The organism is Nioella nitratireducens (genome assembly GCF_001879715.1).
Classification (GTDB): domain Bacteria; phylum Pseudomonadota; class Alphaproteobacteria; order Rhodobacterales; family Rhodobacteraceae; genus Nioella; species Nioella nitratireducens.
Genome location: NZ_MNBW01000006.1, coordinates 201,336 through 227,591 on the forward strand (window position 1 = coordinate 201,336; position 26,256 = coordinate 227,591).

Sequence of the window (26,256 nt, forward strand, 5' to 3'; positions counted from 1 at the left end):
GCGCTTTACCCGCCGCGCCGCATCCCCTTGCGCAGGTCCGACAACCGGAACGCCCCGGTCACCTGTGCCGCGCCACCGTAGACGACGACCCCGACCCCCACGAGGCCAAGGAAAGCCAGGTAGCGCAGCCCGCCTGTCGCCAACGCCCCTTGCAGCCCAAGCGCCGCCCCCCAGACCGCCGCGCCCATGATCAACGAGGCCAGCAGGATGCGCGGGCTGGACCGCCGCGCCTTGGCATCCAGCTTGACCGCATCGCCAAAGCGCCGCGCGCCCAGCCACAGCAGGCCGGTCATTGTCCACGCCGCCGTGGTTGCGGCCACGGCGGGCGCAAGCCAGCCGATCATTGGCATCAGCCCAAAGGCCAGCACGGCGTTGATGACCATGGCCACCAGTGCGAAGCGAAACGGTGTTGTCGTGTCCTCGCGGGCGAAGAACACCGGCTGTTGCAGCTTTTGCAGCACGAAGGCCGGCAGCCCCAGCCCATAGATCGCCACCGCGCTGGCGATATTTGCCGCGTCGCCCGCGTCGGTCTGGCCGCGCTCGTAAAGCACCGACACGATGGGCAGCGGCACCAGCAGGAACACCACGGCGCAGGGCACGGTCAGGATCAGGGCGAATTCCAGCGCGCGCGACAGCGAATGCCGCGCACCGGCGGCATCCCCGGCCTTCAGCCGCCGGGACAATTCCGGCAGCAACACGATGCCGATGGCGATGCCCACCACCCCAAGCGGCAATTGGTACAGGCGGTCGGCGGCAAAAAGCCAGCTGATCGCGCCCTCGGTCTTCGACGCCACCAATTGCCCCACCACGAGGTTGATCTGCGCCACGCCGTTGGCCAGCGCCGCCGGCAGGCCCACGGCGACAAGGTGCTTCATCTCGGGGGTCCAGCGCGGGCGTCCGGGGCGGATATGCACCCCGGCGCGGCCCGTTGCCGTCCAGACCAGTGCCAACTGCGCCACCCCGGCCACCGGGATCGCCCAGACCAGCCAGAGGATCACGGCCTGCCCCAGCAGGTATCCGGTCAGCATCGCGGCAATGACCAGGATGTTCAGCATCACCGGCGCCGCCGCCGCCGCCGCGAAGCGCCCGTGAGAGTTCAGGACGCCCGAAAACAGCGCCGCCAGCGACATGAAGAAGATGTAGGGAAAGACGACATGGCCAAAGCCCACGGCCAGATCGAACCGCGCATCGCCGACGAATCCGCCCGCCGTGGCCCAGACCAGCGCGGGCATGAAGATCATGCCAAGCGCCACCAGAGCCAGCACCACCGCCCCCAGCCCCGACAGCGCGTCGCGGGCGAACCCCGCGGTGTCCTCGTCCGCTTCGGCCTTCTTGGAATACATCGGCACAAAGGCCGCGTTGAACGCGCCTTCGGCAAAGAACCGGCGGAACAGGTTGGGCAGGCGGAAGGCGGCCACGAAGGCATCCATCAACGGCCCCGGCCCGATCAACGCGGTGATCATGATTTCCCGCACGAACCCGAGAATCCGGCTGGCCATGGTCCAGCCGCCGACGGTCACGAACCCGGCGACCAGCCGGATAGGGCGCGGCGTCATGCGCCCGCCCGTTCTGCAACCCGCGCCACCGCGTCGCGCAGTTTTTTCTCCAGCGCCTCCTGCCGGTGCCTCGCGTGCAGTTTCAGCCCGAACATGTCCTTGACGTAGAAGGTGTCGACCACCTGTTCGCCATAGGTCGCAATCACGGCGCTGGCGATATAGATGTTGCTGGCCGCCAGCGTCTTGGCGAGATCATAGAGCAGGCCGGGCCGGTCGCGGGTATCCACCTCGATGATCGTGTAGATTTCCGAACCTTCGTTGTCGAAGGTGATGTTGGTGGCCACGTTGAACGGCCGCTCGCGCTTCTTGATCTTGTCGCGCTTGTCGAGGGCGTGGCTCGCCACCACCTCGCCGCTCAGGGTCTTTTCGATCATGCCCTTGAGCCGTGGCAGGCGGCTGGCCTCGTAGGGGTGGCCTTCGGCGTCCTGCACCCAGAACACAGCCGTGGCGAAACCGTCCTTCGAAGTATAGGTGCGGGCATCGACCACGTTTGCGCCCACAAGGCTCAGCGCCCCCGCGAGTCGCGAGAAGATGCCGGGGTGGTCGGCCAGGGCAAAGCAAACCCGCGTCGCGTCGCGGTCGATGTCCTGATCGGTGTCGATCCTGATCTCGTTATCCGCGATCCCGCGCAAGAGGCCCGCGAAGACCACTTGGCTGTCAGTGTCCAGCCCTTGCCAATAGGGCCCGTAATGCCTGTCGGTCTCGGCCTTGAGGGCCTTGCGCTCCCAATCTGCCAGCCGCTCGCGCAGGGCGCGTTTGGATTCATTCTGGCGCTTGTCGCGGTTCAGGTCTTCCAACCCGGTTTCCAGCGCCGTCGCCGTCGCCCGGTAAAGGCCGCGCAGCAAGGTGGCCTTCCAGTTGTTCCAGACGCTCGGCCCGACGCCGCGAATGTCGCAAACCGTCAGCACCGTCAGCAGGTCGAGCCGTGTCTTCGTCTTCACCGCCTTTGCGAAATCGCGCACCGTGCGCGGGTCGGACAGATCGCGCTTCTGGGCCATGTCCGACATCAGCAGGTGATAGCGCACCAGCCACTCGACGGTCTCGGACTCGTCGGGTTTCAACCCCAGACGCGGGCAGATCACCCGCGCCAGACGCGCGCCGAAAATCGAATGGTCCTCGTCCCGGCCCTTGCCGAGGTCGTGGATCAGGCAGGCGAGGTAGATCACCTTGCGATTGACCCCGTTCCTGAGGATGCGCGAGGCGATCGGCAGTTCTTCGATCAACTCTTCGCGCTCGATCTGCGCAAGGGTCGAAATCACCTGAATGGTGTGCTCGTCCACGGTGTAGCTGTGATACATATTGAACTGCATCATCGCCACGACCGGGCCGAATTCGGGAATGAAGGCGGCCAGGACGCCAAGCTCGTTCATCCGCCGCAGGGCACGTTCGGGATTGCCGTGTTTCAGCAGCAGGTCAAGAAAGATCCGCGTCGCCACCTTGTTGCTGCGCATGTCGTCGTCGATCAGGTCCAGATTGGCCGTCACCAGCCGCATCGCGTCGGGGTGGATCAGTAGTCCGGTGCGCAGGCCCTCCTCGAACAGCCGCAGCAGGTTCAGCTTGTCCGACAGGAATTCAGCCTCGTCCGAGATATCCAGCCGCCCCTGCCGCACTTCGTAGCCCGGTTTCAGCTTCTTGCGGCGGCGGCGCCCCTTCAGCAGCCCGATCAGCAGCGGCTCGGGCTTGACATGCGCGGCCTCCATCGCGGTCAGGAAGATGCGGGTCAACTCGCCCACCTGCGTGGCGTGCAGAAAGTAATCCTGCATGAAATGCTCGACCGCGCGGCGCCCGCCCCGGTCGGAATAGCCGATCCGGTTGGCCACCTCGACCTGAAGGTCGAAGGTCAACTGGTCCTGCGCCCGGCCCGACAGCAGGTGGATATGGCAACGCACCGCCCAGAGGAACCGCTCGGCAGCGTCGAACTCGTCGAACTCCTCTTGCGTGAACACGCCGATGCGCACCAGATCCGCGACCTTGTCGACGCCATGCTCATACTTGGCGATCCAGTAGAGCGTTTGCAGATCGCGCAAGCCCCCCTTGCCCTCTTTCACATTGGGCTCGACCATGTAGCGCTGGCCGCCTTGTTTGCGGTGCCGCTCGGCGCGTTCGTCCAGCTTGGCCTCGATGAATTCGCTGGCGGTGCCCCGGAACAGCTGCTCGCGCAGGGTGGTCTGCAACGCGTCGCCGATCTCGGCGTCGCCGGTCAGGAACCGCATCTCCAGCAACGAGGTGCGGATCGTGTAGTCGCCCTTGGCCAACCGAAGGCAATCGGGGATCGAGCGGCTGGCATGGCCGACCTTCAGATGCAGATCCCACAGGATGTAGAGGCTGGATTCAATGACGCTCTCGGCCCATCCGGTCATCTTCCATGGCAGCACGAACAGCAGATCGACATCGGAAAACGGCGCCATCTCGCCCCGGCCATAGCCGCCTACGGCCATCACCGCCATGCGCTCGCCCTCGGTCGGGTTGGGGTTGGGATGCAGGTAGGTGGTGGCGATCCGGAGCGCCTCGCACACCATCCCGTCGGTCAGGTAGGCATAGGCCCGCGTGACCCGCCGCGCCAGCAGCGGCGAGGCGTCGAACGCCGCCTCGATCGCCGCCCGCCCGGCCTTTTGGGCCGCTGACAATTCGGCCACGGTCGCGGCGCGGATCGTGCCGGGGTCGGTCTTGCCGATCAAAACGGAATCCAGCCGCGCGCGCACGCCCGCGACGTCGAAAATGTCCCCCTCGGGAAGGATCAACTCCCCCGAGGCAGACCCGGTTTTCGGTAGGCGCGGCTGGTTCTCAGAAGCCGGCGGCGCCAAGGCGTCCTGGGGCAGGGTCAATGATGGAAACCTGATTGTCTAAGACCTCGGCGATGGCCATGGCGCGTTCCACGGTGCCATCGGGGCGAAGGCGGAAAACCCCGTTGGCCCCGGCAAAGCCGGGCGAGGCGGTCAGATCGGCGGCCCCGAGGGCCCCCGCATCGGCGGCGGTCTCTGCAATCGCGCGCATCGCGTCATAGGCGATGGGGGCCAGCACATGGGGTCCGTCGCCATAGGCGGCGGTATAGCGGGCGTTGAAGGCGGCGGTGGCATCGGGGTCGGGCAGGGCGAACCAGCCCCCCTGCAAGCCCGACAGTTCCAGCGTTTGCGACGGCACATCCCACCGGGTCAGGCCCATGACCTGCACCTCCTCGGTGTCGAGCCCGTTTTCCGGCAAAAGCTGCGCGAAAAGCGGCAGCGCCGCCGAGGCGTCAGAGGTATAGATCAGCCCGTTCGCCCCGGAACTGCGCACCTGCGCCATGATCTCGGGCAGTGCCTGCACCACGCCCTGTTGCGAGAATTCGTAGCTGGCAACGCCCGCGACGGTGCCGCCCGCCGCCCGCACGGCACTGGCCACCGCGTCGCGCGCGACCTCGCCCGACAGGTTCTGCGCGTGCAGGATCATGATCCTGTCCCGGCCATTGGCCACGGCATAGCGCGCGATCCGGGCGGCACTGTTGGCATAGGTGTGGCCCAGAACGAAGACGTTGCCCCCGGCGATCTCGGTGTTGTTGGAGAAGCTCAATACGCTGATATTGCTGTTGGAAACCGCCACGCCAACGGCAGCCGCCGCATCCGAGCGCAGCGGCCCCGCGATCACGCGGGCCCCTTGCTGCACGGCCTGCCGCGCGACGGTTGCGGCCTGTGCCGGGTCGGCGGCGGTGTTGTAGACGGTCACGTTCAGCTGCACGCCCTCGATCTCCGAAGCGGCCAGCCGCGCCGCGTTTTCCAGACTGCGCGCAACGATCTCATCGCCCGGGCTGCCCGAGCCATAGGGGAGCAGCAGGGCCACGTTGACCGGCGCGCCACTACGCACCTGCGGGCCGCCGCCGATGGGCAGCCCGGCCTGGCAGGCGGCCAGCAATCCGGCCGTGAGACACAGCAGCACAGCGCGCCGCGACTTGCGAAGAATGCGGAAAGAAGAGAACATGAAGGGCCGTCTCCAGAAGGCGCAAGAAATGGATCGAGCGGACCCTACGCGGTCGCGCGAAACAAGTAAACGCCAAGAGGCCCAGCCCATGTCCGATCAGCCCTCCCCCGCCGGTGCCGCCCGGCTTGCCGCCGGTTTGTACCTCGTGGCCACCCCCATCGGCAGCGCCCGCGACATCACCCTGCGCGCGCTCGATATCCTCGCCGGGGCCGATGCGATTGCCGCCGAAGACACCCGAACTGCGCGAAAATTGATGGAAATTCATGGGGTTGCTACGGCAGGCCGCCCGTTGATCGCCTATCACGACCATTCCGGCCCCGGCACCCGCGACAAGATCGCGGCGCTGATCGCCGAGGGCAAGAGTGTTGCGTATGTGTCCGAGGCGGGCACGCCGCTGGTGGCGGATCCGGGCTATCAACTGGGTCGCGCGGTGATCGAGGCGGGGCTGCCGGTCTGGTCCGCGCCGGGGGCGTCGGCGGTGCTGGCGGCGCTGTCGGTTTCGGGCCTGCCGAGCGACCGGTTCCTGTTCGCCGGCTTCCCGCCGCAGGCCAAGGGCGCGATGACGAAATGGCTGGCGGAGCTTGCCCCGGTCGAGGCCACGCTGATTCTCTATGAATCTCCGCGCCGCGTTCACCGTTTGTTAGATGTTTTGGGCGAAACCTTGGGAGATGATCGGCAAATTGCGCTCTGCCGGGAATTAACCAAACGCTTCGAAGAGGTCTTGCGTGGATCCGTCCTTGACGTACGAAATGCCATCGCGGATCGCAGCCTGAAGGGCGAGGTGGTGCTGGTGGTTGGCAAGGGCACCCCACAAGCGGTGTCCGCCGAGCGTGTCGATGATGCCTTGCGCGCGGCCTTGGAAACCCTCTCGGTCAAGGACGCGGCGGCAGAGGTCGCCAAGACAATGGGCCTGCCCAAGCGCGATGTCTATCAGGCTGCGCTGCAACTGGAGAAGAAGAGATGAGCGGATCGGTCAGCTACTACGCGGGGCTTTCGGCGGAAGATCAGGTGGCGCGGCGCTATGCCCGCAACGGCCATGTGATCCTGTCGCGCCGCTGGCGGGGACGGGGTGGCGAGATCGACCTCGTCGCGCAAAAGGATGGCGACGTGATCTTCATCGAGGTCAAGAAAAGCCGCAGCCATGCCCGTGCTGCTGCCCGTGTCTCGCCCCGGCAACTGAGCCGCATCTTCCTGTCTGCCGAAGACTACCTTGGCCACCTGCCCGCCGGTGCCAACACGCCCTGCCGGGTGGATGTGGCGCTGCTCGACGATGCGGGCCAGATCGACATTCTTCCGAATGTGCTGTGTGCATGACGGCACAGTGACGGCATTGCACCTTTTCCCGCCGCGGGCCATGTAGGACCAAAGCCCGGGAATGGAGACGCCCCTATGCCGCTCAAGGTTGCCATCCAGATGGACCCCATCGGCCCGATCGACATCGACGCCGACAGCACCTTTCGAATTGCCGAAGAAGCGCAGGTGCGCGGGCACGAGCTGTTCTATTACACGCCCGACATGCTGGCCTATCAGGAAGGCCGTGTCACTGCCCGTGGCTGGCCGCTGACCGTCCGCCGCGAGAAGGGCAACCATTTTTCCCTTGGCCAGATGCAGGAGATCGACCTTGGCGCGGATGTAGACGTGCTCTGGTTGCGGCAGGATCCGCCCTTCGACATGGGCTATATCACCACGACGCATATCCTCGACCGCATTCATCCCGACACGCTGGTCGTGAACGATCCGTTCTGGGTGCGCAATTACCCCGAAAAGCTGATGGTCCTCGATTTCCCGGACCTGACGCCGCCCACCACCATCGCCCGCGACCTCGAAACGCTGAAGGCGTTCAAGCACAAGCATGGCGATATCATCCTCAAACCGCTTTACGGCAATGGCGGCGCCGGGGTGTTCCGGCTGGACCCCAATGACCGCAACCTCAATTCGCTGCATGAGCTTTTTGCGGGCATCAACCGTGAACCGTTGATCGCGCAGAAATTCCTGCCCGACGTGTCGGCGGGCGACAAGCGGGTGATCCTTGTGGATGGCGAGCCCGTGGGCGCGATCAACCGGGTGCCGGCCAGCGGTGAAACCCGCTCGAACATGCATGTGGGCGGGCGCCCCGAAAAGGTGGCTTTGTCCGACCGTGACCGCGAGATTTGCGCCCGCATCGGGCCGCTTCTGCGCGAAAAGGGGCAGATTTTCGTCGGCATCGACGTGATCGGCGGCTGGCTGACCGAGATCAACGTGACCTCGCCCACCGGCATTCAGGAACTTGAACGCTTCGATGGCATCAACGTGGCCGAGACAATCTGGCAAGCGATCGAGGCGCGCCTGGCATGAGCCGCCGGGCCGCGATCCTCAACACCTGGCTGCGGCTGGTGGAACGCCCCGCTCTGGCGCGGCTGAATGTCGAGGATCTGGCCCGCGTTCGGCGACGGTTCGAATGGCAGGCGCGGATGCTGTTTCCGCTGCCAAGGGGGCAGGCCTGGCGCTGGACAGATCGGGCGGAGATGCCCGTGTTCGAAATCGGGCCGACAGACGGCGCGCGCCTGCTTTATCTGCATGGCGGCGGCTATGTCTTCGGCAGCCCGCGCACACACAAGGGGCTGGCGGGCCGGTTGGCCGCCCGCACCGGGATCGGCGCGGTCGTGCCGGATTACCCGATGGCCCCGGAGCATCCCTTCCCCGCCGCGCCCGCCGCGGTGCTGCGGCTCTATCGCCAGATGGTGACGGAAGCACCCGTGATCCTTGCCGGGGACAGCGCCGGGGGTGGGCTGGCCCTGTCGCTTCTGGCGCAGATCTGCGCCGATCCCACCTTGCCGCAACCGCTGGCAACGCTGGTTCTGTCGCCGTGGACGGACCTGAGCCTGTCGGGCAGCAGCTTTGCCACGAACGACCAAACCGAAATGCTGCTGCCCGCCGGCGGGATCACCGAATCGCGCGACGTCTATCTCGCGGGGGCCGATCCCGCCGACCCGCTGGCCAGCCCGCTTTTCGCCGATTTCGCCGGAGCCGCGCCGGTGCGGATCTGGGTCGGGGATGGCGAGATGTTGCTGGATGACAGCCGCCGCATGGCCTCTCGCCTGACCGCGCAAGGGATCGACACGTCGCTGACGGTCGAGCACAACCTGCCCCATGTCTGGCCGTTGTTCCCCGGCTGGCTGCTGCCCGAGGCCGAAAGAACGCTGGACCAGATGGGCGCGGAAATCCGGGCCACGTTGCCGTTGGGCCAGGATGCCGATTGACCCTGCGAGGGTTCCCGACCAGTGGCAAGATACCGCCCGCCGCCTTATGCCGCCATGGGCCCTGTGCGGGGCCCATGCGTTGGAGGGGAGCACTAATTCTTGCCGGCAATCAGCCGAAACCCGAGCGCCTCTGCCACATGCGGCAGGCGCACATCCGCCGCGCCGTCCAGATCGGCAATGGTGCGCGCCACCCGTAGCACCCGGTGATAGCCGCGTGCCGACAGGCGAAACCGCTCGGCGGCCTTGATCAGCATGTCGCGTCCTTCGGAATCGGGCGCAGCGATCTGGTCCAGCAACGCGCCTTCCGCATCGGCATTGATCCGTGCGGCGGCCCCGAGCGCCTCGAACCGGGCGCTTTGCCGGTCCCGCGCGGCCTTGATCCGGGCGGCCACGGTGGCGCTGGTATCGCCCGATGCGGGCAGGTCGAGATCGGTGAATGTCACTGGCGGCACCTCCAGCCGCAGGTCGAACCGGTCCATCAGCGGCCCGGATATGCGCCCCAGGTAGTCTTCTCCGCAGGCGGGCGCGCGGCCACACGCCTGGTCGGCCTCATACAGGTGGCCGCAGCGGCACGGGTTGGCCGCCGCGATCAGCAGGAACCGGCAGGGATAGGTCACATGCGCATTGGCCCGCGCGATCACCACGTCGCCGGTCTCAATCGGCTGGCGCAGGGTTTCCAGTACCTGCCGAGGGTATTCGGGGAACTCGTCGAGGAACAGCACCCCGTTATGGGCCAGGCTGATTTCGCCCGGTTTCGCGCTGCGCCCGCCGCCGACAATGGCAGGCATCGAGGCCGTGTGATGCGGCGCGCGGTAGGGTCTTGTGCGGGAAATCCCGCCCTCGTCCAGCAACCCGGCAAGGGAATGGATCATCGAGGTTTCCAGCGCCTCGGTCGCCGTTAACGGCGGCATCAGGCCGGGCAACCGCGCTGCCAGCATGGATTTGCCCGATCCCGGCGCGCCCACCATCAGGAAATGGTGGCGCCCGGCGGCCGCAATTTCCAACGCGCGCTTGGCCCGTTCCTGCCCGCGCACCTCGCTCAGATCCTTGGTCGTGACCTCGCCCAGCACTTCGCCCGGTTCCGCCGGGGGCAGGGGCGCGCGGTCGGTCAGGTGGTTGATGATGTCGGTCAGGGTCCGGCCCGCGTAAACCGGTGTCGCGCCGACCCATGCCGCCTCGGCCCCGCAGGCGGCGGGACAATACAGCGCGCGGCCATCCTCGCCCGCCGCCAGCGCCGTGGGCAGTGCCCCGATCACCGGCACCAGCGCCCCGTCGAGCGACATTTCCCCAAGGCTCATCGCGCCTTCCACCGCGTCGCGGGGCACCACGCCGAGCGCGGCCAGCAAGGCCAGTGCAATCGGCAGATCGAAGTGAGACCCCTCTTTCGGCAGATCGGCGGGCGACAGGTTGATGGTGACGCGTTTCGAGGGCAGCGCGATGGCCATGGTCGACAACGCCGTGCGCACCCGGTCGCGCGCCTCGCCCACGGCGCGGTCGGGCAGGCCGACGATGGAAAAGGCGGGCAGGCCCGGCGTGACGGCGCATTGCACCTCGACCCGGCGCGCCTCCAACCCTTCGAAGGCGACGGTATAGGTGCGCGCGAGGCTTTCGGGTCGGGCGGCGTCCAGCATGGTAAACGCTTGCCCGAAAACCCTTTACGATTGGTAAATATCCATGAAGGCGGGCCACGCTGCGGGATCGGCCACGGTCTTGTCGCGGCAAAAGGCGTTGCAAAAGCCGAAGACGCGGCCATCCATCTCAAGGAAGTGGGTCACGGGGGCGCCGGAATAGGGGCAGGTCGCGTTTTCCGAGGGGCCGCTCTCGACCGCCTGTGCCGCCAACGGCGGCGGCGCGGGGAAGGGGCGTCGGTCAAGCGCCATGTCGTAGAACGGCTGCTCCGGCCCCTCGACCAGGCCCATGGCACGCCACTGGCGAAACGCCGGGTGCGCCACATGCGCCTTGGCATAGGCCAGCGCCGCGCTCGAAACCGGCAGGTCATAGGTCAAAATCCGCGTCGCCACCGGGGCGAAGAACACGTCGGCCAGCGAATAGGCCCCACACAGCCATGGTCCCCCGAACCGGTCCATCGCGCGGGACCACAGCAGGTCGAGCCGGGCAAGGTCGGCGGTCACCGCATCCTCCGGCGCAAACCCCGCCCACCCGGTGCGCAGGTTCATCGGACAGGCGCCGCGCAGCCCGGTCAGGCCGGAATGCATCTCGGCCACAAGACTCATCGCCTCGGCGCGCGCGGCGGGGTCTTCGGGCAACAGGCCGTGATCGGGGAACGCCCCGGACAGGTGCCATGCGATGGCGAGCGAGTCGGTCAGCACCCCGCCCTGCGGCGTCTTGACGATGGGCACGGTGCGGGTGTCGGGGGCGAAGGCGGCCAGATCCTTGCGGAACTGGTCGCAATACATGCGCGTGGTCCGCACCTCGACGGGAATGTCGAAGGCGCGGAAGGCAAGCCAGCCGCGCAGCGACCAGCTTGAATAGGATTTGTCGGCAATCAAGAGGATATGGGTCATGACCGCCAGCTAAGCCTGCCCTGCGCGGCCTGTCCAATGCCATTTTCTGACGCGGCGCATCACGGGCGGTGATTGATCGCTTCGACCCGCCATGTGCCTGACTCATGGGCAAGTCGGGTCACCGAAAGGTTGTCGATCTTGTGCCCGAGCGCGGCATAAGCCGAGCCGCCAGAGGCGCGCTGCACCTGCGTCAGGATCACCCCGATATGGGCCACCGCGACGATATGGGCTTTCGGGTAGACGGCGTTCAGCGCATCCACCACCGCGCGGACGCGGTTGGCGGCGGCGTTCCAGCTTTCGCCCTCTGGTGCGGCCACCTCGCCAGGGTCTTCCCAGTAGCGGCGGCTGAGGTCGGGGTCGCGCGCGGAAACCTCGGTGAAATGCAACCCGTCCCACGCCCCGAAGTCGAACTCTCTGAGCCCATGCGCATCGGGCAGGCGCGTGCGGCCCTCGCCCAGCACATCCGCCGTGGCGCTGGCGCGGATCAGATCAGACGCGATCAGCAGCGCGGGGCGCGGCAGCGCTGCGTCGAGCCGCGCGACCTGCGCGGTATCGGACAGGTCGGCGGGCACGTCGCGCCAGCCCACGAACGTCTTTTCATGCGTCGGCCCGTGCCGCACCCAGTGCCACGTGGTCATGCCGCCCCCTTCTTCTTGGTGAAAATACTCTGGGGGAGTCGCCGCAAGGCGACGGGGGCAGCGCCCCCGCCGGTCGGCGCCGAAGGCGACGAAACCCGGAATGGACCCGCGCAGGCCACGATCATTCGGCCGGTCCCTTCAACACCAAGGGCAGCCCCGCGATCACCGCGATCACCCGGTCGGCGCGGGCGGCCAGCATCTGGTTCAGCTCGCCCTGTGCCTGCCGGAACCGCCGTGCGAGCGCGTTTTCGGGGACGATTCCCTGGCCTGTTTCATTGCTGACGACGACCACCGGCGCGGCGCAGGTTTCCAACGCCGTCAGCAACGCCGCGGCTTCGGTCCGCCAGTCGCGCTCGGCCAACAGCAGGTTGCTCAGCCAGAAGGTCGCGCAGTCGAGCAGAACGACCTCGCCCGCGCGGGCCCCGGTCAGCGCCCCCGCCACGTCCAGCGGCGCCTCGACCGTGCGCCAGCCGTGGGCGGCCCTGTCGGCCTGATGGCGGGCGATCTTGGCCCGCATTTCATCGTCATAGGCCTGCGCGGTCGCGATATAGACCCGCGCCCCCGGCATTGCCCGCACCTGCGCCTCGGCATGGGCCGATTTGCCCGAGGCCGCGCCGCCGATCACCAGTGTCAGGGAAGGGTCCGCCATCTTTTTCCTCCTTGAAAGTGATCCGGGCAAGCGGCCCGCCCGTAACCTTAAAAAACCAGCCAACAGGAGGGCGTTATGGCACTCGACCTAGACCCTGGCCAGTCACTTTCCCGCCACGCCCGCGCGGCGGAATTGCTTGACGCGGAGACGGAGCGTGATCTTGCCATCGCGTGGCGTGACCACCGCGACGAAGCGGCGCTGCACCGATTGATCACCGCCTATATGCGTCTCGCCATTTCGATTGCATGGAAATTCCGGGGCTATGGCGCTTCGATGAATGACCTGATCCAAGAGGCGGGGCTTGGCCTGATGAAGGCCGCCGACCGCTTTGACCCCGACCGGGGGGTGCGGTTTTCCACCTACGCGGTGTGGTGGGTGCGCGCGGGCATGCAGGATTTCGTGATGCGGAACTGGTCGATGGTGCGCACCGGCTCGACCTCTTCGCAGAAGAGCCTGTTTTTCAACATGCGCCGGGTGCGCGCCCGGATCGAGGCCGAGGCCGCAACCGATGGCATAGAGCTTGATTCGCATCAGGTGCGAGAGATGATCGCCAGCGAGATCGGCGTTGCGCTCAAGGATGTTGAGATGATGGAGGGCCGACTGGCCGGCACCGACTTCTCGCTTAACGCTGTGCAAGGCGATGGCGAGGACGGGCGCGAGTGGATCGAGCTTCTGGAAGACGACTCGGAACAGGCCAGCGAGCATTTCGAACGTGCCCGCGACACCGCGCGGCTGCGGGAATGGTTGGGCGACGCGTTTGACGTGCTGACCGAGCGTGAGCGCCGGATCGTGACCGCGCGAAAGCTGACGACGCCCGCGCGCACGCTGGAAAGCCTTGGCGAAGAGCTGAACCTGTCGAAAGAACGGGTGCGCCAGATCGAGGCCGCCGCATTGGAAAAGCTGCGTCGCCAATTGTCGCCCCGAGAAGAGGAATTGCGCGCATTGATGGCGTAGGCGGTTGTCCCTGCTGCCGATTGCCGTTTGAGTGCGTGCATGTTGAAAATCCTTGCAACCTGTCTGGCCCTTGCCCCCGCGATTGCGGCGGCGGGGCCTTTTTCGTCCGTGGATCAATTGCGTGGCGCGGATGTGGTGGTTCTGGGCGAAGTGCATGACAATCCCGCGCATCATGTCTGGCAGGCAGAGATGCTGCGCGCATTGACCCCGGCGGCGGTGGTGGTCGAGATGCTGACGCCCGATCAGGCGGCGCGGATCACCCCCGCGTTGCGTGACGACCCCGATGCGCTGGGCGTGGCCGTTGGCTGGGCCGGGTCGGGCTGGCCGGACTATGCGCTCTACCGCCCGGTGTTCGCGGCACTGGGAGCGGCGGAGGTCTATGGCGCGGCGCTGCCGATAGACGACGTGCGGGGGGCGATTGGCACGGGCGCTGCGGCGCAATTCGCGGGCGATCCGTCGCGGTTCGGGCTGGACCGGGCGCTGCCCGGCGCGCAACAGGCCGAGCGCGAAGCGATGCAGCGCGCGGCCCATTGCGGGATGCTGCCCGACGGAATGCTGGGCGGTATGGTCGAGGCGCAACGTCTGCGCGATGCCGCCTTTGCCGCGACGGTGCTGCGCGCCCTGGATGAGACCGGCGGGCCGGTGGTGCTGATCACCGGCAACGGCCATGCGCGCACGGATTGGGCGGTGCCCTTCATGATCGGGCAGGCCGCGCCGGAGGTGGACGTGATCGCCGTCGGGCAATTCGAGACACCGCCTGACGCGGCCGTGCCATTCGATCAGTGGCGAGTGACGGACCCGGTGGATCGCAACGATCCTTGTTCCGTCTTCGACGAGTCCCGGGCCGGTCGGGCCGTTTCGGGAAAAGGCGGGACCAGCCGGGGCTGAGGCATTCTCGGGCTGGGACGGTGCGGGTGGGGCCAGAGGGCCCGTTGCGCAGGAAAAAAGCGGCGCCGCTTCAGGGGCGCGCGGACTGTGGTCATTTGCGAAAGCTTTCGGTGCCGATGCTGCCTGCACCCTCATCGGGTGGTCTTTGGCGGCGGGCAGACCGTGCCACGCTGATCTTTGGTATACCGCGGGTGATCTTGGCACGGATTTCCGAAGAAACCGTTAACGTTGGTTTGTGAGTGTGGTTTCGACGCGCTGACGCGCGCCGACCGGCGCGGCCCCGTTGCCTGACGCCGGGTGCTTTGGGGACCAACCCAGGGGGACGGTGGCTTGTCGCGCTGACCGGGGCGGAATAGGTTGACCGGCAGGACGAGACCCAAGGGCGGAGACCCCATGCTGGCGGACAAGCGCATTCTTTTGATCATCGGCGGCGGAATCGCGGCCTTCAAGGCGTTGGACCTGATCCGCCGCCTGCGCGAGCGCGGGGCCAGCGTGACCCCGGTGCTGACCAAGGCTGCGGAGGAGTTCGTGACGCCGCTGTCAGCCTCGGCCCTGGCGGCGCACAAGGTTTATCGCGATCTGTTCGACCTGACCGACGAGGCCGAGATGGGCCATATCGAGCTGAGCCGCGCTGCCGATCTGGTGGTGGTGGTGCCCGCCACCGCCGACCTGATGGCGAAAATGGCGCAGGGCCATGCGAATGATCTGGCCTCGACCCTGCTGATGGCCACCGACAAGCGCGTGCTGATCGCGCCCGCGATGAACGTGAAGATGTGGGACCATCCGGCGACCCAGCGAAATCTAGCGACCTTGCAGGGCGACGGTGTGCTGGTGGCGGGGCCGGTCGAGGGCGCGATGGCCTGCGGCGAGTTCGGGCCGGGGCGCATGATCGAGGTGCCGGAGATCGTGGTGGCGATTGACGCGGCGCTGTCGGACGGGCCGCTTTCGGGACGCAAGGTGCTGGTGACCTCGGGGCCGACGCATGAGCCGATTGACCCGGTGCGCTATATCGCCAACCGCTCGTCCGGCGCGCAAGGCACGGCGATTGCCGCCGCGTTGCGCGATCTGGGGGCGAAGGTGACGTTTGTCACCGGCCCTGCCTCTGTCGCGCCGCCTGCGGGGGTGCGGGTGGTAAAGGTCGAGACCGCGCGCGAGATGCTGGCGGCGGTCGAGGCGGGCTTGCCCGCCGATGCGGCGGTGTTCGCCGCCGCCGTGGCCGATTGGCGCGTCGCCAATGCGGCCGACCGCAAGATGAAAAAGACCGAGGGCGCAGGCAGCCCGGCGCTGGAGTTCGCCGAGAACCCCGACATCCTGAAGACCGTTGCGCAGATGGAGGTGGGGCGGCCCGGCCTTGTGGTGGGCTTTGCCGCCGAAACCCACGATGTCGAGGCCAACGCCACCGCCAAGCGCGCCCGCAAGGGCTGTGACTGGATCGTGGCCAACGATGTCTCGCCCGCGACCGGCATCATGGGCGGCGCAGAGAACAAGGTTTCGATCGTGACGGCGGACGGGGTGGAGGACTGGCCGCGCCTGTCCAAGGACGAGACCGCCCGGCGGCTGGCCATCCGCATTGCCGAGGCGATCTCTGGCTGAGAGCGGGGCCGCAGGCGGGAGTATTTTTGCCAAGAAGAAGGGGATCGGGATGGTGCTGACCATCAAGGTGATGCAGGAAGACTGGGCCGACCCCGAGGTGGCCCTGCCGCGCTATGAAACGACCGGGGCGGCGGGGGCGGACCTGCGCGCCAACCTGCGGCCCGAAGAGCGGGCGGAGGGGATCGTTCTGGCCCCCATGGACCGGCGGATCGTGGCGACAGGGCTGCGGGTGGAGATTCCCGAAGGTTACGAGATGCAGATCCGGCCGCGCTCGGGGCTGGCCTTCAAACACGGGGTGACGCTGGTCAATACGCCGGGGACGATCGACAGCGACTATCGCGGGCCGCTTGGGGTGTTGATGGTCAATCTCGGGGCAGAGCCGTTCCGGGTGACGCATGGCGAGCGGATCGCGCAGGCGGTGATCGCACCGGTGGTGCAAGCGGCGTTCGACGTGGGGGTGGACCTGTCCGACAGTGCACGCGGCGCCGGTGGCTTCGGATCGACGGGGCAGGGCTGATGGCGCTGGTTCTGGCGATGGCAGCGGGGCTGTGGGGCCTTGGCTGGGTCATGAAGGTGCCGGGCCGGACGCGGGCGCTGATGCTGCTGCTTTTGTATGCGGCTGTGCTGGTGGTGCAGGTGGCGCTGCCCGAAGGGCATCCGCTGCGCGAGGCGACCGGCGGGTCGGCGGCGCAATGGCTGGTGCTGGGCGGCATGGTCGCGCTGGTGGCTGTCTATCGCGCGGGGTTGCTGCGGTTGCGCGCGCGGGCCGAGGGTGTGGACGCGGCGCGGGAGGCGGACGCGCCGAAACCGGCAGCGACGTTTTCGGGCGAGGAACTGGAGCGCTATGCGCGCCACATCACCCTGCGGGAAATCGGCGGACCCGGGCAGAAGAAGCTGAAACACGCCAAGGTGTTGGTGGTGGGGGCCGGGGGGCTTGGCTCGCCGGTGCTGATCTACCTGGCGGCCGCGGGCGTGGGGCGGATCGGGGTGATCGACCATGACGTGGTGGACCTGAGCAATCTGCAACGCCAGATCATTCACACCGACGGGTCGCAGGGGATGCCCAAGGTGTTTTCCGCAGAGCAGCGGATCAAGGCGTTGAACCCGCATGTGGAGGTGCGCCCCTATCACCGCGAATTGACCGCCGAGATCGCCGAAACGCTGTTTGCCGACTATGACCTGATCGTCGATGGCACCGATGCGTGGCCAATCCGCGACCTGATCAACCGGGCCGCCGTGGCAACGGGCAAGCCCGTGGTCTCGGGCGCGATTTCGGCGTGGGAAGGGCAGGTGACGATCTATGACCCCGCCCATGGCGCGCCCTGCATGGCGTGCGTTTTTCCCGAACCGCCCGCGCCGGGGATGGCGGCGACCTGTTCGGAAACAGGGGTGATCGGGGCGATGCCGGGCGTGGTGGGCGCGATGATGGCGACCGAGGTGATCAAGTGGATCGCCGGCGCGGGTGAGCCGCTGACCGGGCGAATGCTGATCTATGATGCGCTTTATGCGGATACCCGGCTGATCACGTTGAAGCGGGCTGCGGATTGCGCGGTCTGCGGGGCGGTTGGTTGAGCGCGGTCCGATCGATTCCTCGCCCCGCGCCGGGTTTGCGCCGGGTGACCCCTTGCCCTTGCGACAAGCCGCGCCATACTGCCCAGAATAACAGAACAGGGAGCCTGACCAAATGAAACGCCTTGCTGCTGCCGCGTTGGCCTTTGCGCTTGCGCCTCTTTCCGCCCATGCCGACAGCCACATGAGCCTGCCCGATCTGGGCGGGCGAGAGGTGGTGATCGTCACCGAGAACGCCTATCCGCCGCTGCAATTCGTCGATCCCGCGTCGGGCGAGGCCATCGGCTGGGAATATGACGCGATGGAGATCATCGCCGAGCGGCTGAACATGACCGTGAGCTATCAGAACATTTCGTGGGACGCGATGATCCCGGCGGTGTCGGAAGGCCAGTTCGACATGGGCATGACCGGGATCACCATCCGCGAGGATCGTGCCGAGATGGTGGACTTCTCGGACACCTACATGACCAGCCAGATGCGGATGCTGGTGCGGGCCGATGAAGACCGATTCACCGATGCCGAGGGTTTTGCCGCGAACGCGGATTTCCTCGTTGGCAGCCAAGCGGGCACGACGCCGTTCTATGTCGCGGTCTATGACATCCTTGACGGCAACGAGTCCAACCCGCGCATTCAATTGTTCGAAACCTTCGGCGCAGCCGTACAGGGGCTGATGACCGAGGATGTGGACATGGTACTGACCGACTCGACCGGGGGCGAAGGTTATGTCCGGTCGTATCCCGATCGGCTGAAGATCATCGGCGAGCCGCTTGGCACCGAGGATTTCGGTTTCATCTTCCCGCGCGGATCGGATCTGGTCGCGCCGATCAATGCCGCCATCGCCTCGATGCAGGCGGACGGGACGATGGATGAGTTGAACCAGCGTTGGTTCGTCGATTACTCCATGGGCCAGTAACAGGCCAGGCACCCGGCCCGCATTGCGTGGGGCCGGGCGCCGTTTTCGCATGATGCATTCCCCCGATTCCGACAAGGACTTCCCGTGGTGGCTGGTCATCGTGGCCGCGCTCGGGCTGTTCGCCTTTTGGCAAGTGCTGGCCGATGAGCAGTATCGGCAGGTTCTGACCACGCTGAAACGCGGCGTGTGGATCACGCTCTTCGTCACCTTGGTGTCCTACGGGCTTGCGGCCGCGACCGGGCTTGGCCTTGCGCTGGCGGCGCTGTCGCGTTCGCGCGTGCTGCGGCAGGCGGCGCGGGTCTATGTCGAGATCATACGGGGCATCCCGATCCTTGTGCTGCTGCTCTACGTGGCCTTCGTTCTGGCGCCGGCACTGGTGGCGGCCTACAATTGGGTGGCTGAAAGCATCGGGGCTGGCACGATCCGCACACGGGATTTCAGCCTGCTGTGGCGGGCCATCCTGGCGCTGTCCATCGGCTATTCCGCCTTTCTGGCCGAGGTGTTCCGGGCTGGCCTTCAATCCATTGACAAGGGCCAGATCGAGGCGGCCGAGGCGCTTGGCCTGAACCGACGGCAACGCTTTCGGCTGATCGTGTTTCCGCAGGCGATCCGGGTTATCCTGCCGCCGCTCGGCAATGATTTCGTGGCGATGGTGAAGGACTCTTCGCTGGTTTCGGTGGTGGGTGTTCTGGATATCACACAACTTGGCAAGGTCACGGCGGCGGGGAATTTCCGCTATTTCGAGACCTATAACGTCGTGGCGCTGATCTACCTGACGATGACGATCACGCTGTCGCTCGGGTTGCGGCGGCTGGAGAAATCGCTGCGGCGCGGGCATGAGCGGACCTAGGGACGCCGAGATCGCCCCGCCCAGGGCCCGACCGAGGGGTGGAGGCGTTGGCGCGTGTTACCCGTCGCTTGGCAATTCGCGTTCAAGAAACGCCTCGAACGCGTCCAGGTTCACGGCTTCGAACTGGCCAAAGCTTTGCATCCAGATCGAGGCGTCGCGCAGGGCGTCGGGTTCCAGTTTGCACCATTTCACCCGACCGCGCTTTTCCTGGGTTATCAGGCCCGCCCCCGCGAGGATGACAAGGTGCTTGGAAATCGCGGCCAGCGACATTTCAAAAGGATCGGCCACATCGCTGACCGCCATGTCGTCTTCCAGCAGCATCGACAGGATGCGGCGGCGGGTAGGGTCGGCGAGGGCCGAAAAGACCGTGTCGAGATCGGCGGGCATCAGGGGGACTCCGTCGGCAGGGCAAACTTAACCGTTCGGTTGATTATATCATCAACCATATGGTTGAATATGGGAAATGGCCCCACAGCGCCGCCATGGGCCGCGACGCGATTGTCGCACGGAAATAAAATCATTTAAAAACAACTATTTAAAACTTTCCCGCACGGTTAAACTACGCGTTGACTCAGGGGGGAGACCTGCCTAGGTTCCGCCCGAACCTCGAAGGGGTGCGTTTTGTGATGTCCGATGGGCCTGATCCCGACCGGCTGAAAGACCTGGATGCTCGGTTGAGCCGCCTGAAGTCTGGCCAAGGCACCGCGAAACCCCATACCGAGGAGCACTATTCCATGGCGCAGCACGCCTGGCGGATGGTGATCGAGCTTGTGGCCGGTCTTGGGATCGGGTTCGCCATAGGTTTTGGGCTGGATACCCTGTTGGGAACCCTGCCTTGGCTGATGGTGGTGTTTACGGTGCTGGGTTTCATGGCGGGCATCAAGACGATGATGCGATCCGCGCAGGAAATGCAGCGAGAGAACGAAGCGGCGAATGCCGCGCGCGATGAGAGGGAATGAGACGTGTCTGGAGAAGCAGAGACTCACGGTGAAGACGCCCTGGCCGCAACCGGTGCGGATGCCGCAGCAGCGCATGGCGCCGACGCGGCCCATTCCGCGAATAGCGGTCTTCAGATTCACCCGATGGATCAGTTCGTTGTGCACCCGCTCTTCGGCGACGGCCCGATCCATTGGTATACCCCAACCAACGTGACCCTCTGGATGGCCATTGCCGTTCTGCTGATCGCGCTGATGATGGTTGTCGGCACCCGTGGCCGCGCGATCGTGCCCTCGCGCTTCCAGTCGATCGCCGAACTGGCCTATGGCTTCGTGCGCAAGATGGTCGAGGATGTGGCAGGCAAGGATGCGCTGCCCTTCTTCCCCTATATCATGACGCTGTTCATGTTCATCGTCTTCGCCAACTTCCTTGGTCTTGTGCCGATGAGCTTCACGACCACCGCCCATATCGCCGTTACCGCGATGCTGGCCCTGGCCGTGTTCCTGACCGTGACCATTGTCGGCTTCGTCAAGAACGGAACCAAGTTCCTCGGGCTCTTTTGGGTGTCGTCCGCGCCGCTGCCGCTGCGGCCGATCCTCGCAATCATCGAGCTGATTTCCTACTTCGTCCGTCCTGTCAGCCACTCCATTCGTCTTGGAGGCAACATGATGGCCGGTCACGCCGTGATCAAAGTGTTCGCCGGGTTTGCGGGTGTGCTGGGCGTGGGCGCCGTCGCCCCGATCGCCGCCATCACCGCGATCTACGGTCTCGAAATTCTTGTGGCCTTCATTCAGGCCTACGTCTTCACCATCCTGACATGCGTTTATCTGAAAGACGCGCTGCATCCGTCGCACTGAGCGGCGGACGGGATAGAAATCTACAGCCAATTCCAACGTAAGGAGAAACGGAAATGGAAGGCGATATCGCACAACTGGGTCAATTCATCGGTGCCGGCCTTGCAGCCATCGGTTCGGGCGCATCGGCAATCGGTGTGGGCCATGTGGCAGGCAACTTCCTGGCCGGCGCCCTGCGCAACCCCTCGGCCGCGGCCGGTCAGACCGCGACTCTCTTCATCGGCATCGCATTTGCAGAAGCACTGGGGATCTTCTCGTTCCTCGTCGCTCTGCTGCTGATGTTCGCCGTCTAAGCCTTTCGCGAACCATCCTTACGGCCGGGCCGCTTGCCATGCGTGCGAGCGGTCCGGTGTAACCAGGTTCCACGGAGGACAAGATGGCCGTTGACGCACACGACGCAGCTGCTTCTGCCCCCGGCATGCCGCAGCTCGACATTACTACCTTCCCGAACCAGATCTTCTGGCTCGTGGTCACCATCGTGGTGATCTACCTGATCCTGTCTCGCGTCGCGCTGCCCCGTATCGGGGCTGTCCTGGCCGAGCGTCAGGGAACCATAACGAATGACATCGCCGCCGCCGAGGACCTGAAGCGTCAGGCCGCAGAGGCAGAGGACGCCTATAACAAGGCCCTCGCCGAAGCACGGTCGGAAGCGCAAACCATCGCCGCCGAAGCCCGCGCCGAGATCATGGCGGAACTGGCGGATGCCACCGCGAAGGCCGACGCAGAAATCGCAGCCAAGGCCGCCGAGTCCGAGGCCCGCATCGCGGAAATCCGTGAAGGCGCCCTCGCGGCAGTCGAAATCGTTGCCAAGGACACCGCGTCCGAGCTGGTTGCGGCGCTTGCGCCGACCGCCTCTGACGACGCGGCGCTTGCGGCAGCCGTTTCCGAGCGGTTGAAAGGATAAGTGCCATGAAACGCCTTGCTGTTCTCTTTGCACTGACCGCCTCGCCCGCCATGGCGGCGACCGGTCTGTCCTTCTCGCTTTACAACACCAACTTCGTGGTGTTGCTGGCGTTCCTCTGCTTCATCGGCGTGCTGTTCTACTTCAAGGTGCCGGGCATGCTGACGAAGATGCTCGATGCCCGTGCCGAGCAGATTCGCACCGAACTGGACGAAGCCCGCGCTCTGCGGGAAGAAGCCCAGACCATCCTCGCCTCGTATGAGCGCAAGCAACGGGAAGTGGCTGACCAGTCCGACCGCATCATCGCCCATGCCCGTGAAGAGGCGACGCTGGCGGCCGAACAGGCCAAGCAGGATCTGAAGGACTCGATTGCGCGCCGTCTGGCCGCCGCCGAGGATCAGATCGCCTCGGCCGAGGCTGGCGCGCTGCGCGAAGTGCGTGACCGTGCCGTTTCCATCGCCGTGGCAGCCGCCGCCGATGTGATCGCCGCAAAAACCAGCGCCGCCGATCAGAACAAGCTGATCGACGCTGCTATCGACGAGGTTGGCGCGCGCCTGCACTAAGGCCGCTCTGCCCGCATCATCGGATTGCCCCCGGCTGACGTGATGTCAGGCCGGGGGTTTCCTTTTCCGGGAATGCCTGCGGTCCTATATCGAACCTTCACAGGAACCGACGCGAGGCCCCCAATGCCCCTTCCCGATACGATGACCGCCCTGATCCTGCGCCATGATGGCTATGCCAAGGATCGCTCGACCGGCACGCCGACAGACCTGTCGCCTTTCCTTGAGCTGGCAGAGGTGCCCGTGCCGCAGCCGGGGCCAGGGCAGGCCCTGATCAAGGTGGCGCGGGCCGCGGTGAACCCGTCCGACGTGATGTTCGTGGCCGGGCTTTACGGGCAACCCCGCAAGGCAGGCCAGCCCGCCGGGTTCGAAGCCGTGGGCGAGGTCGTCGCGGGCGATACCCCGCTGATGGGGCAAAGGGTCAGCTTTTCCGGCGCGGGGCTGGGCACATGGGCGGATTATGCACTGGCCGATGTCAGCGGCCTGATCCCCCTGCGCCCGGATGTGACGGATGAAGATGCCGCCGGGCTGATCGTGAACCCGCTGACGGCGATGGCGATGTTCGACATCGTGCAGCAAGATGGGGCTGACGGCTTCCTGTTCACCGCCGGGGGCTCGCAACTGGGGAAATTCCTGACTGCGCTTGGCCGAGATAGTGGCGTGGCCCCGATCCCGGTGGTCCGGCGCGAGGCGCAGGTTGGCCCGCTCAAGGCACTTGGCGCGGCCGAGGTACTGGTCACGACCGACCCCGATTTCCCCGAGCGGATGGCCGACGTGATGAAGACCTATGGACCCCGCATTCTGTTGGATGCGGTGGCCGACCAGATTTCAGCCGACCTGTTCTTTGCCATGCCGCGCGGCGCGCGCTGGATTCCCTATGGGCGGCTGTCGACCGAGGCCCCCCGTCTGGACCAGATCGGGCAGTTCATCTTCATGGACAAATCGGTGCAGGGATTCTGGCTGGCCAAGTGGTTCACCACCACCCCGCCCGAGCAGGTGGGCAAGGCTGTCGCGGCAGTGCAGGAACGGTTTGCCAGCGGCAAATGGACCACCGATATCTCGGCGGTCTTGCCGTTGCGCGACGCGCTGGATCGCTTGCCCGAGGCCCTGGCGGCGAAGGACGCAAAGATCCAGCTGGCGCCCTGATGACCGGGTCGGCCCGCCGCGCCACGGGGCGGGCCGCGACCAAGGTCACATGCCGAAAGACATCATCTCGCGAAAGTCCATGCTTTCCAGCGTCTGTTGCATGGTGTCGGTGTCGCCATCCTCGGCCTGAATCAGGATGCGGTTGCCGACCAGCGCCGACAGGTTGCCGTCCTGGTTGAGGAAGCTCTGGCGGTTGATCCGCACGATCTGACCCATCGAGGCCATCATCTGCGAATTGCCCAACATGGCCCCCATCGAGGTGACCATCGGGTTATCGGCCATCAGCGTGATGGTAAATCCGCGCCCCGGCCCGGTATATTCACCGCGCGCGATGGTGCCGCCGCCCATGAACGCCATGCCTTGCCCCGCTTCCTGGTCGATGGTCATGGTCCAGCCATCCAGCGGTTCGGGCAGGTAGGCCTGCAAGCCTTCGGCGACAAGGCCGTTCAGCAATTGCTGCGCATAGGCCAGTTCGTCCAGCGCGTATTGAATATCGCCGTCGGCATAGGCATCCATGGCGGATTGCAGGGTGGCGGTGATTTCATCCTCGTGACTGTCGGCCAGCGCGGGCAGCGGGGCGAACGCGAGGGTGGCGGCAGCGGCAAGTGCTGTGAGTCGCATGGGACATCTCCTTGACCGAATGGGAATTGACCGGCCAAAGCGTAACGCCTGCTGGCCTGTCGTCCAAGCCTATCCGAACCGCGCCGCCCATGTCGGCAGCGGATCACCCGGCGCAGGGGTGGCGTGATAGACGCCCCGCGCAACGGCCCGCGACAGGCAAAGCGCGGCCGCGTGGCCAAGGTGCAGCGCGTCCCAGACCGGGTCTTGCAACCGGCGGTCGCCGGTCGCGGCGGCAAAGACCAGGTCGCCATCCATCGGCGTGTGGCTGGGATAGATGGCACGCGCCATGCCGTCATGGGCCGCTGTCGCCATGCGCGTGGCCTGCGCCTGCGTCAGGTCTGCGTCGGTGGCGACAATGGCGATGGTCGTGGCGGCGCCCGGCCCGCCCTTGTGGCGCGGCGATTGGCTGGCGTCGAAGCCGGGGGCCGGGCCGAGAGCGCCGAACTCGCCACCCATTTCAAAGGGCGCGGCCCAGAAATGGCCGCTGTCGCCAACGGTGACCTGCCCGAGCGCGTTGACCACGACCAGCGCACCCACGGTATGGCCCGAGGGCAGGACCACCGAGGCAGATCCCAGCCCGCCCTTGAGGTCGGCGATGATCGCACCGGTGCCCGCGCCTGCGGTGCCAAGGACAAAATCCACGCCCGCCGCCGCCGCCGCTGCGGCCCCCAGCCGTTTATAGGGGTTCTCGGGCCAGTCCTTGTGACCGCCGTTGACCAGGTCAAAGACGATGGCCCCGGGCACGATCGGCACAAGTTGATCGCCCACGGCAAAGCCCCGGCCTTGGGCCCGCAGCCAGTCCGCCGCGCCGGACGCCGCGTCCAGCCCGAAGGCCGAGCCTCCCGCCAGCATCAGCGCATCGACCTCTTGCACCGTCTTGTCCGGGGCCAGCAGGTCGGTTTCCCGTGTGCCGGGCGCGCCGCCCATCACATGCACCGCCGCCGTGAAGGGGGCGTCGCCAAGCAGCACGGTCGCGCCGGTCTTGATGCCGTGATCCTCGGCATTTCCGACGCGCAGGCCGGGCACATCGGTGATCAGGTTTCTGGGGCCGGGATGCATCACGCCTTGCTTTCTCCTTGTAAAAATACTCCGGGGGTCCGGGGGCTGGCCCCCGGCCCGACCTTCAGATACAGCGCCCGCCATCCACTTCCATCGCCACGCCTGTCACCATGCTGGCTTCGTCCGAGCACAGGTAAAGCGCGGCATTGGCGATGTCCTCGGGTGTCGAGAAACGGCCGAGCGGGATGGTGGAGATGAACTTGGCCCGCATTTCGGGCGTGTCCTCGCCCATGAAGCTTTTGAGCAGTGGCGTTTCCCCGGCCACCGGGTTCACGGCGTTGACGCGGATGCCGAAGGGGGCAAGCTCTACCGCCATCGCCTTGGTGGCGGTGATCATCCAGCCCTTCGACGCGTTGTACCAGTTGAGGTTGGGCCGGGGAGAAACGCCTGCCGTCGAGGCCACGTTCAGGATCGCGCCTTTGCCCGCGTCTTTCATATGCGGAACCAGTTCGCGCGCGGTCAGGTAGACCGACTTGGCGTTGACGTTCAGGACGCGGTCGAACTCGTCCTCGGTTACGGTTTCCAGCGGTTTCGGCAGGTGGGTGATGCCTGCGTTGTTGACGAGAATGTCGACCCGACCCCACGCGGCAAGGGCGGCTTGGGCCATCGCCTTGACGCTGTCGCCATCGGCCACGTCCGTTTCCTGCGCGATGCCGCCGATTTCTTGTGCAATGGCTCCGGCCGCCTCGGCATTGAGGTCGGCGACCATCACCGTCGCGCCCTCTGCCGCGAAACGCCGCGCGATGCCCGCGCCAAAGCCCGATCCCGCGCCGGTCACGATCGCGGTTTTTCCGTCCAGTCTCATGCTCACCTCCCTTTGGTTGCGGCGATGTTTCCACGAAACCGGCGGG

At 66.1% G+C, this 26,256-nt stretch carries 28 protein-coding genes; 17 read left to right on the forward strand and 11 right to left on the reverse strand.

The window, feature by feature from the left end:
* Window positions 1–5 precede the first annotated feature (5 nt).
* The 3 genes from murJ to BKY27_RS07795 are packed head-to-tail and all read right to left on the reverse strand — an operon-like array spanning window position 6 to window position 5,510.
* Window positions 6–1,556 carry a murein biosynthesis integral membrane protein MurJ gene (gene murJ / locus BKY27_RS07785; protein WP_071673884.1) on the reverse strand — a complete coding sequence of 517 codons (1,551 nt, stop codon included), beginning with the start codon at window positions 1,554–1,556 and terminating at the stop codon, window positions 6–8.
* Window positions 1,553–4,381, reverse strand: coding sequence for a [protein-PII] uridylyltransferase (locus tag BKY27_RS07790; protein ID WP_071673885.1), 2,829 nt, complete (start codon window positions 4,379–4,381; stop codon window positions 1,553–1,555). Before BKY27_RS07790 ends, murJ begins: the two co-directional genes overlap by 4 nt.
* Window positions 4,341–5,510 (reverse strand): penicillin-binding protein activator, encoded by a 1,170-nt coding sequence (locus BKY27_RS07795; protein ID WP_071673886.1) that lies wholly within the window; start codon window positions 5,508–5,510, stop codon window positions 4,341–4,343. Before BKY27_RS07795 ends, BKY27_RS07790 begins: the two co-directional genes overlap by 41 nt.
* A gap of 88 nt (window positions 5,511–5,598) precedes the next feature.
* On the opposite strand from BKY27_RS07795, the gene rsmI reads away from it, so the two are divergent.
* The 4 genes from rsmI to BKY27_RS07815 all read left to right on the forward strand — a co-directional run bounded on the left by rsmI (window position 5,599) and on the right by BKY27_RS07815 (window position 8,749).
* Entirely contained in the window at window positions 5,599–6,474 is an 876-nt protein-coding gene (rsmI, locus tag BKY27_RS07800; protein ID WP_071673951.1) for a 16S rRNA (cytidine(1402)-2'-O)-methyltransferase, read from the forward strand.
* Window positions 6,471–6,824, forward strand: coding sequence for a YraN family protein (locus tag BKY27_RS07805; RefSeq protein WP_071673887.1), 354 nt, complete (start codon window positions 6,471–6,473; stop codon window positions 6,822–6,824). Before rsmI ends, BKY27_RS07805 begins: the two co-directional genes overlap by 4 nt.
* Before the next feature lie 75 nt (window positions 6,825–6,899).
* On the forward strand, window positions 6,900–7,844 hold the full coding sequence (gene gshB, locus BKY27_RS07810) for a glutathione synthase (protein WP_071673888.1): 945 nt from the start codon (window positions 6,900–6,902) through the stop codon (window positions 7,842–7,844).
* Window positions 7,841–8,749 (forward strand): alpha/beta hydrolase, encoded by a 909-nt coding sequence (locus tag BKY27_RS07815; protein ID WP_071673889.1) that lies wholly within the window; start codon window positions 7,841–7,843, stop codon window positions 8,747–8,749. Before gshB ends, BKY27_RS07815 begins: the two co-directional genes overlap by 4 nt.
* 92 nt (window positions 8,750–8,841) lie before the next feature.
* On the opposite strand, the gene BKY27_RS07820 is transcribed toward BKY27_RS07815, so the two are convergent.
* From BKY27_RS07820 to cobU, 4 genes are all read right to left on the reverse strand, one after another.
* Window positions 8,842–10,380 (reverse strand): YifB family Mg chelatase-like AAA ATPase, encoded by a 1,539-nt coding sequence (locus BKY27_RS07820; RefSeq protein ID WP_071673890.1) that lies wholly within the window; start codon window positions 10,378–10,380, stop codon window positions 8,842–8,844.
* A 24-nt stretch (window positions 10,381–10,404) separates the two neighbouring features.
* Window positions 10,405–11,274, reverse strand: coding sequence for a glutathione S-transferase (locus tag BKY27_RS07825; protein ID WP_071673891.1), 870 nt, complete (start codon window positions 11,272–11,274; stop codon window positions 10,405–10,407).
* Between the two features lie 59 nt (window positions 11,275–11,333).
* Complete coding sequence (locus tag BKY27_RS07830; RefSeq protein WP_071673892.1) at window positions 11,334–11,912, reverse strand: histidine phosphatase family protein; 579 nt, start codon at window positions 11,910–11,912, stop codon at window positions 11,334–11,336.
* A 121-nt stretch (window positions 11,913–12,033) separates the two neighbouring features.
* Window positions 12,034–12,561 (reverse strand): bifunctional adenosylcobinamide kinase/adenosylcobinamide-phosphate guanylyltransferase, encoded by a 528-nt coding sequence (gene cobU, locus BKY27_RS07835; RefSeq protein WP_071673893.1) that lies wholly within the window; start codon window positions 12,559–12,561, stop codon window positions 12,034–12,036.
* 75 nt (window positions 12,562–12,636) lie between these two features.
* Between cobU and BKY27_RS07840 the strand changes: the two genes are divergently transcribed.
* The 7 genes from BKY27_RS07840 to BKY27_RS07870 all read left to right on the forward strand — a co-directional run bounded on the left by BKY27_RS07840 (window position 12,637) and on the right by BKY27_RS07870 (window position 19,328).
* Window positions 12,637–13,515: an RNA polymerase factor sigma-32 gene (locus tag BKY27_RS07840; RefSeq protein WP_071673894.1), complete on the forward strand. Its 879-nt coding sequence runs from the start codon at window positions 12,637–12,639 to the stop codon at window positions 13,513–13,515.
* Window positions 13,516–13,554: 39 nt separating this feature from the next.
* The gene (locus BKY27_RS07845) at window positions 13,555–14,403 is read left to right on the forward strand and encodes a ChaN family lipoprotein (protein ID WP_071673895.1); all 849 of its coding nucleotides are present in this window, start codon (window positions 13,555–13,557) and stop codon (window positions 14,401–14,403) included.
* Between the two features lie 393 nt (window positions 14,404–14,796).
* Window positions 14,797–15,996, forward strand: a complete 1,200-nt coding sequence (gene coaBC, locus BKY27_RS07850) for a bifunctional phosphopantothenoylcysteine decarboxylase/phosphopantothenate--cysteine ligase CoaBC (protein WP_071673896.1) — start codon at window positions 14,797–14,799, stop codon at window positions 15,994–15,996.
* 49 nt (window positions 15,997–16,045) lie between these two features.
* Complete coding sequence (dut, locus tag BKY27_RS07855; protein WP_071673897.1) at window positions 16,046–16,513, forward strand: dUTP diphosphatase; 468 nt, start codon at window positions 16,046–16,048, stop codon at window positions 16,511–16,513.
* Window positions 16,513–17,568: a HesA/MoeB/ThiF family protein gene (locus BKY27_RS07860; RefSeq protein WP_071673898.1), complete on the forward strand. Its 1,056-nt coding sequence runs from the start codon at window positions 16,513–16,515 to the stop codon at window positions 17,566–17,568. Before dut ends, BKY27_RS07860 begins: the two co-directional genes overlap by 1 nt.
* Before the next feature lie 112 nt (window positions 17,569–17,680).
* A complete protein-coding gene (locus BKY27_RS07865) occupies window positions 17,681–18,478 on the forward strand; it encodes a transporter substrate-binding domain-containing protein (RefSeq protein WP_071673899.1) in 798 nt (265 codons plus the stop codon).
* 49 nt (window positions 18,479–18,527) lie between these two features.
* Window positions 18,528–19,328 (forward strand): amino acid ABC transporter permease, encoded by an 801-nt coding sequence (locus BKY27_RS07870; RefSeq protein WP_407668410.1) that lies wholly within the window; start codon window positions 18,528–18,530, stop codon window positions 19,326–19,328.
* Window positions 19,329–19,385: 57 nt separating this feature from the next.
* Here the strand turns inward: BKY27_RS07870 and BKY27_RS07875 are convergent, their stop codons facing one another.
* Entirely contained in the window at window positions 19,386–19,715 is a 330-nt protein-coding gene (locus tag BKY27_RS07875; RefSeq protein WP_071673900.1) for a metalloregulator ArsR/SmtB family transcription factor, read from the reverse strand.
* Between the two features lie 239 nt (window positions 19,716–19,954).
* On the opposite strand from BKY27_RS07875, the gene BKY27_RS07880 reads away from it, so the two are divergent.
* The 6 genes from BKY27_RS07880 (at window position 19,955) to BKY27_RS07905 (ending at window position 23,725) form a co-directional block, all read left to right on the forward strand.
* Entirely contained in the window at window positions 19,955–20,287 is a 333-nt protein-coding gene (locus BKY27_RS07880; protein ID WP_071673901.1) for an AtpZ/AtpI family protein, read from the forward strand.
* A gap of 114 nt (window positions 20,288–20,401) precedes the next feature.
* Window positions 20,402–21,121: a F0F1 ATP synthase subunit A gene (locus tag BKY27_RS07885; protein ID WP_267888890.1), complete on the forward strand. Its 720-nt coding sequence runs from the start codon at window positions 20,402–20,404 to the stop codon at window positions 21,119–21,121.
* A 53-nt stretch (window positions 21,122–21,174) separates the two neighbouring features.
* Window positions 21,175–21,411, forward strand: a complete 237-nt coding sequence (locus BKY27_RS07890; protein WP_071673902.1) for a F0F1 ATP synthase subunit C — start codon at window positions 21,175–21,177, stop codon at window positions 21,409–21,411.
* Window positions 21,412–21,494: 83 nt separating this feature from the next.
* Window positions 21,495–22,022, forward strand: a complete 528-nt coding sequence (locus BKY27_RS07895; RefSeq protein ID WP_071673903.1) for a F0F1 ATP synthase subunit B' — start codon at window positions 21,495–21,497, stop codon at window positions 22,020–22,022.
* 5 nt (window positions 22,023–22,027) lie between these two features.
* Window positions 22,028–22,582, forward strand: coding sequence for a F0F1 ATP synthase subunit B (locus tag BKY27_RS07900; RefSeq protein ID WP_071673904.1), 555 nt, complete (start codon window positions 22,028–22,030; stop codon window positions 22,580–22,582).
* Window positions 22,583–22,723: 141 nt separating this feature from the next.
* Complete coding sequence (locus BKY27_RS07905) at window positions 22,724–23,725, forward strand: alcohol dehydrogenase catalytic domain-containing protein (protein ID WP_233491798.1); 1,002 nt, start codon at window positions 22,724–22,726, stop codon at window positions 23,723–23,725.
* 45 nt (window positions 23,726–23,770) lie between these two features.
* On the opposite strand, the gene BKY27_RS07910 is transcribed toward BKY27_RS07905, so the two are convergent.
* The 3 genes from BKY27_RS07910 to BKY27_RS07920 all read right to left on the reverse strand — a co-directional run bounded on the left by BKY27_RS07910 (window position 23,771) and on the right by BKY27_RS07920 (window position 26,210).
* Entirely contained in the window at window positions 23,771–24,346 is a 576-nt protein-coding gene (locus tag BKY27_RS07910; protein ID WP_071673906.1) for a hypothetical protein, read from the reverse strand.
* Between the two features lie 69 nt (window positions 24,347–24,415).
* Window positions 24,416–25,405, reverse strand: a complete 990-nt coding sequence (locus tag BKY27_RS07915; RefSeq protein ID WP_071673907.1) for a P1 family peptidase — start codon at window positions 25,403–25,405, stop codon at window positions 24,416–24,418.
* A 64-nt stretch (window positions 25,406–25,469) separates the two neighbouring features.
* Window positions 25,470–26,210, reverse strand: a complete 741-nt coding sequence (locus tag BKY27_RS07920) for an SDR family oxidoreductase (RefSeq protein ID WP_071673908.1) — start codon at window positions 26,208–26,210, stop codon at window positions 25,470–25,472.
* Between the last annotated feature and the right edge of the window lie 46 nt (window positions 26,211–26,256).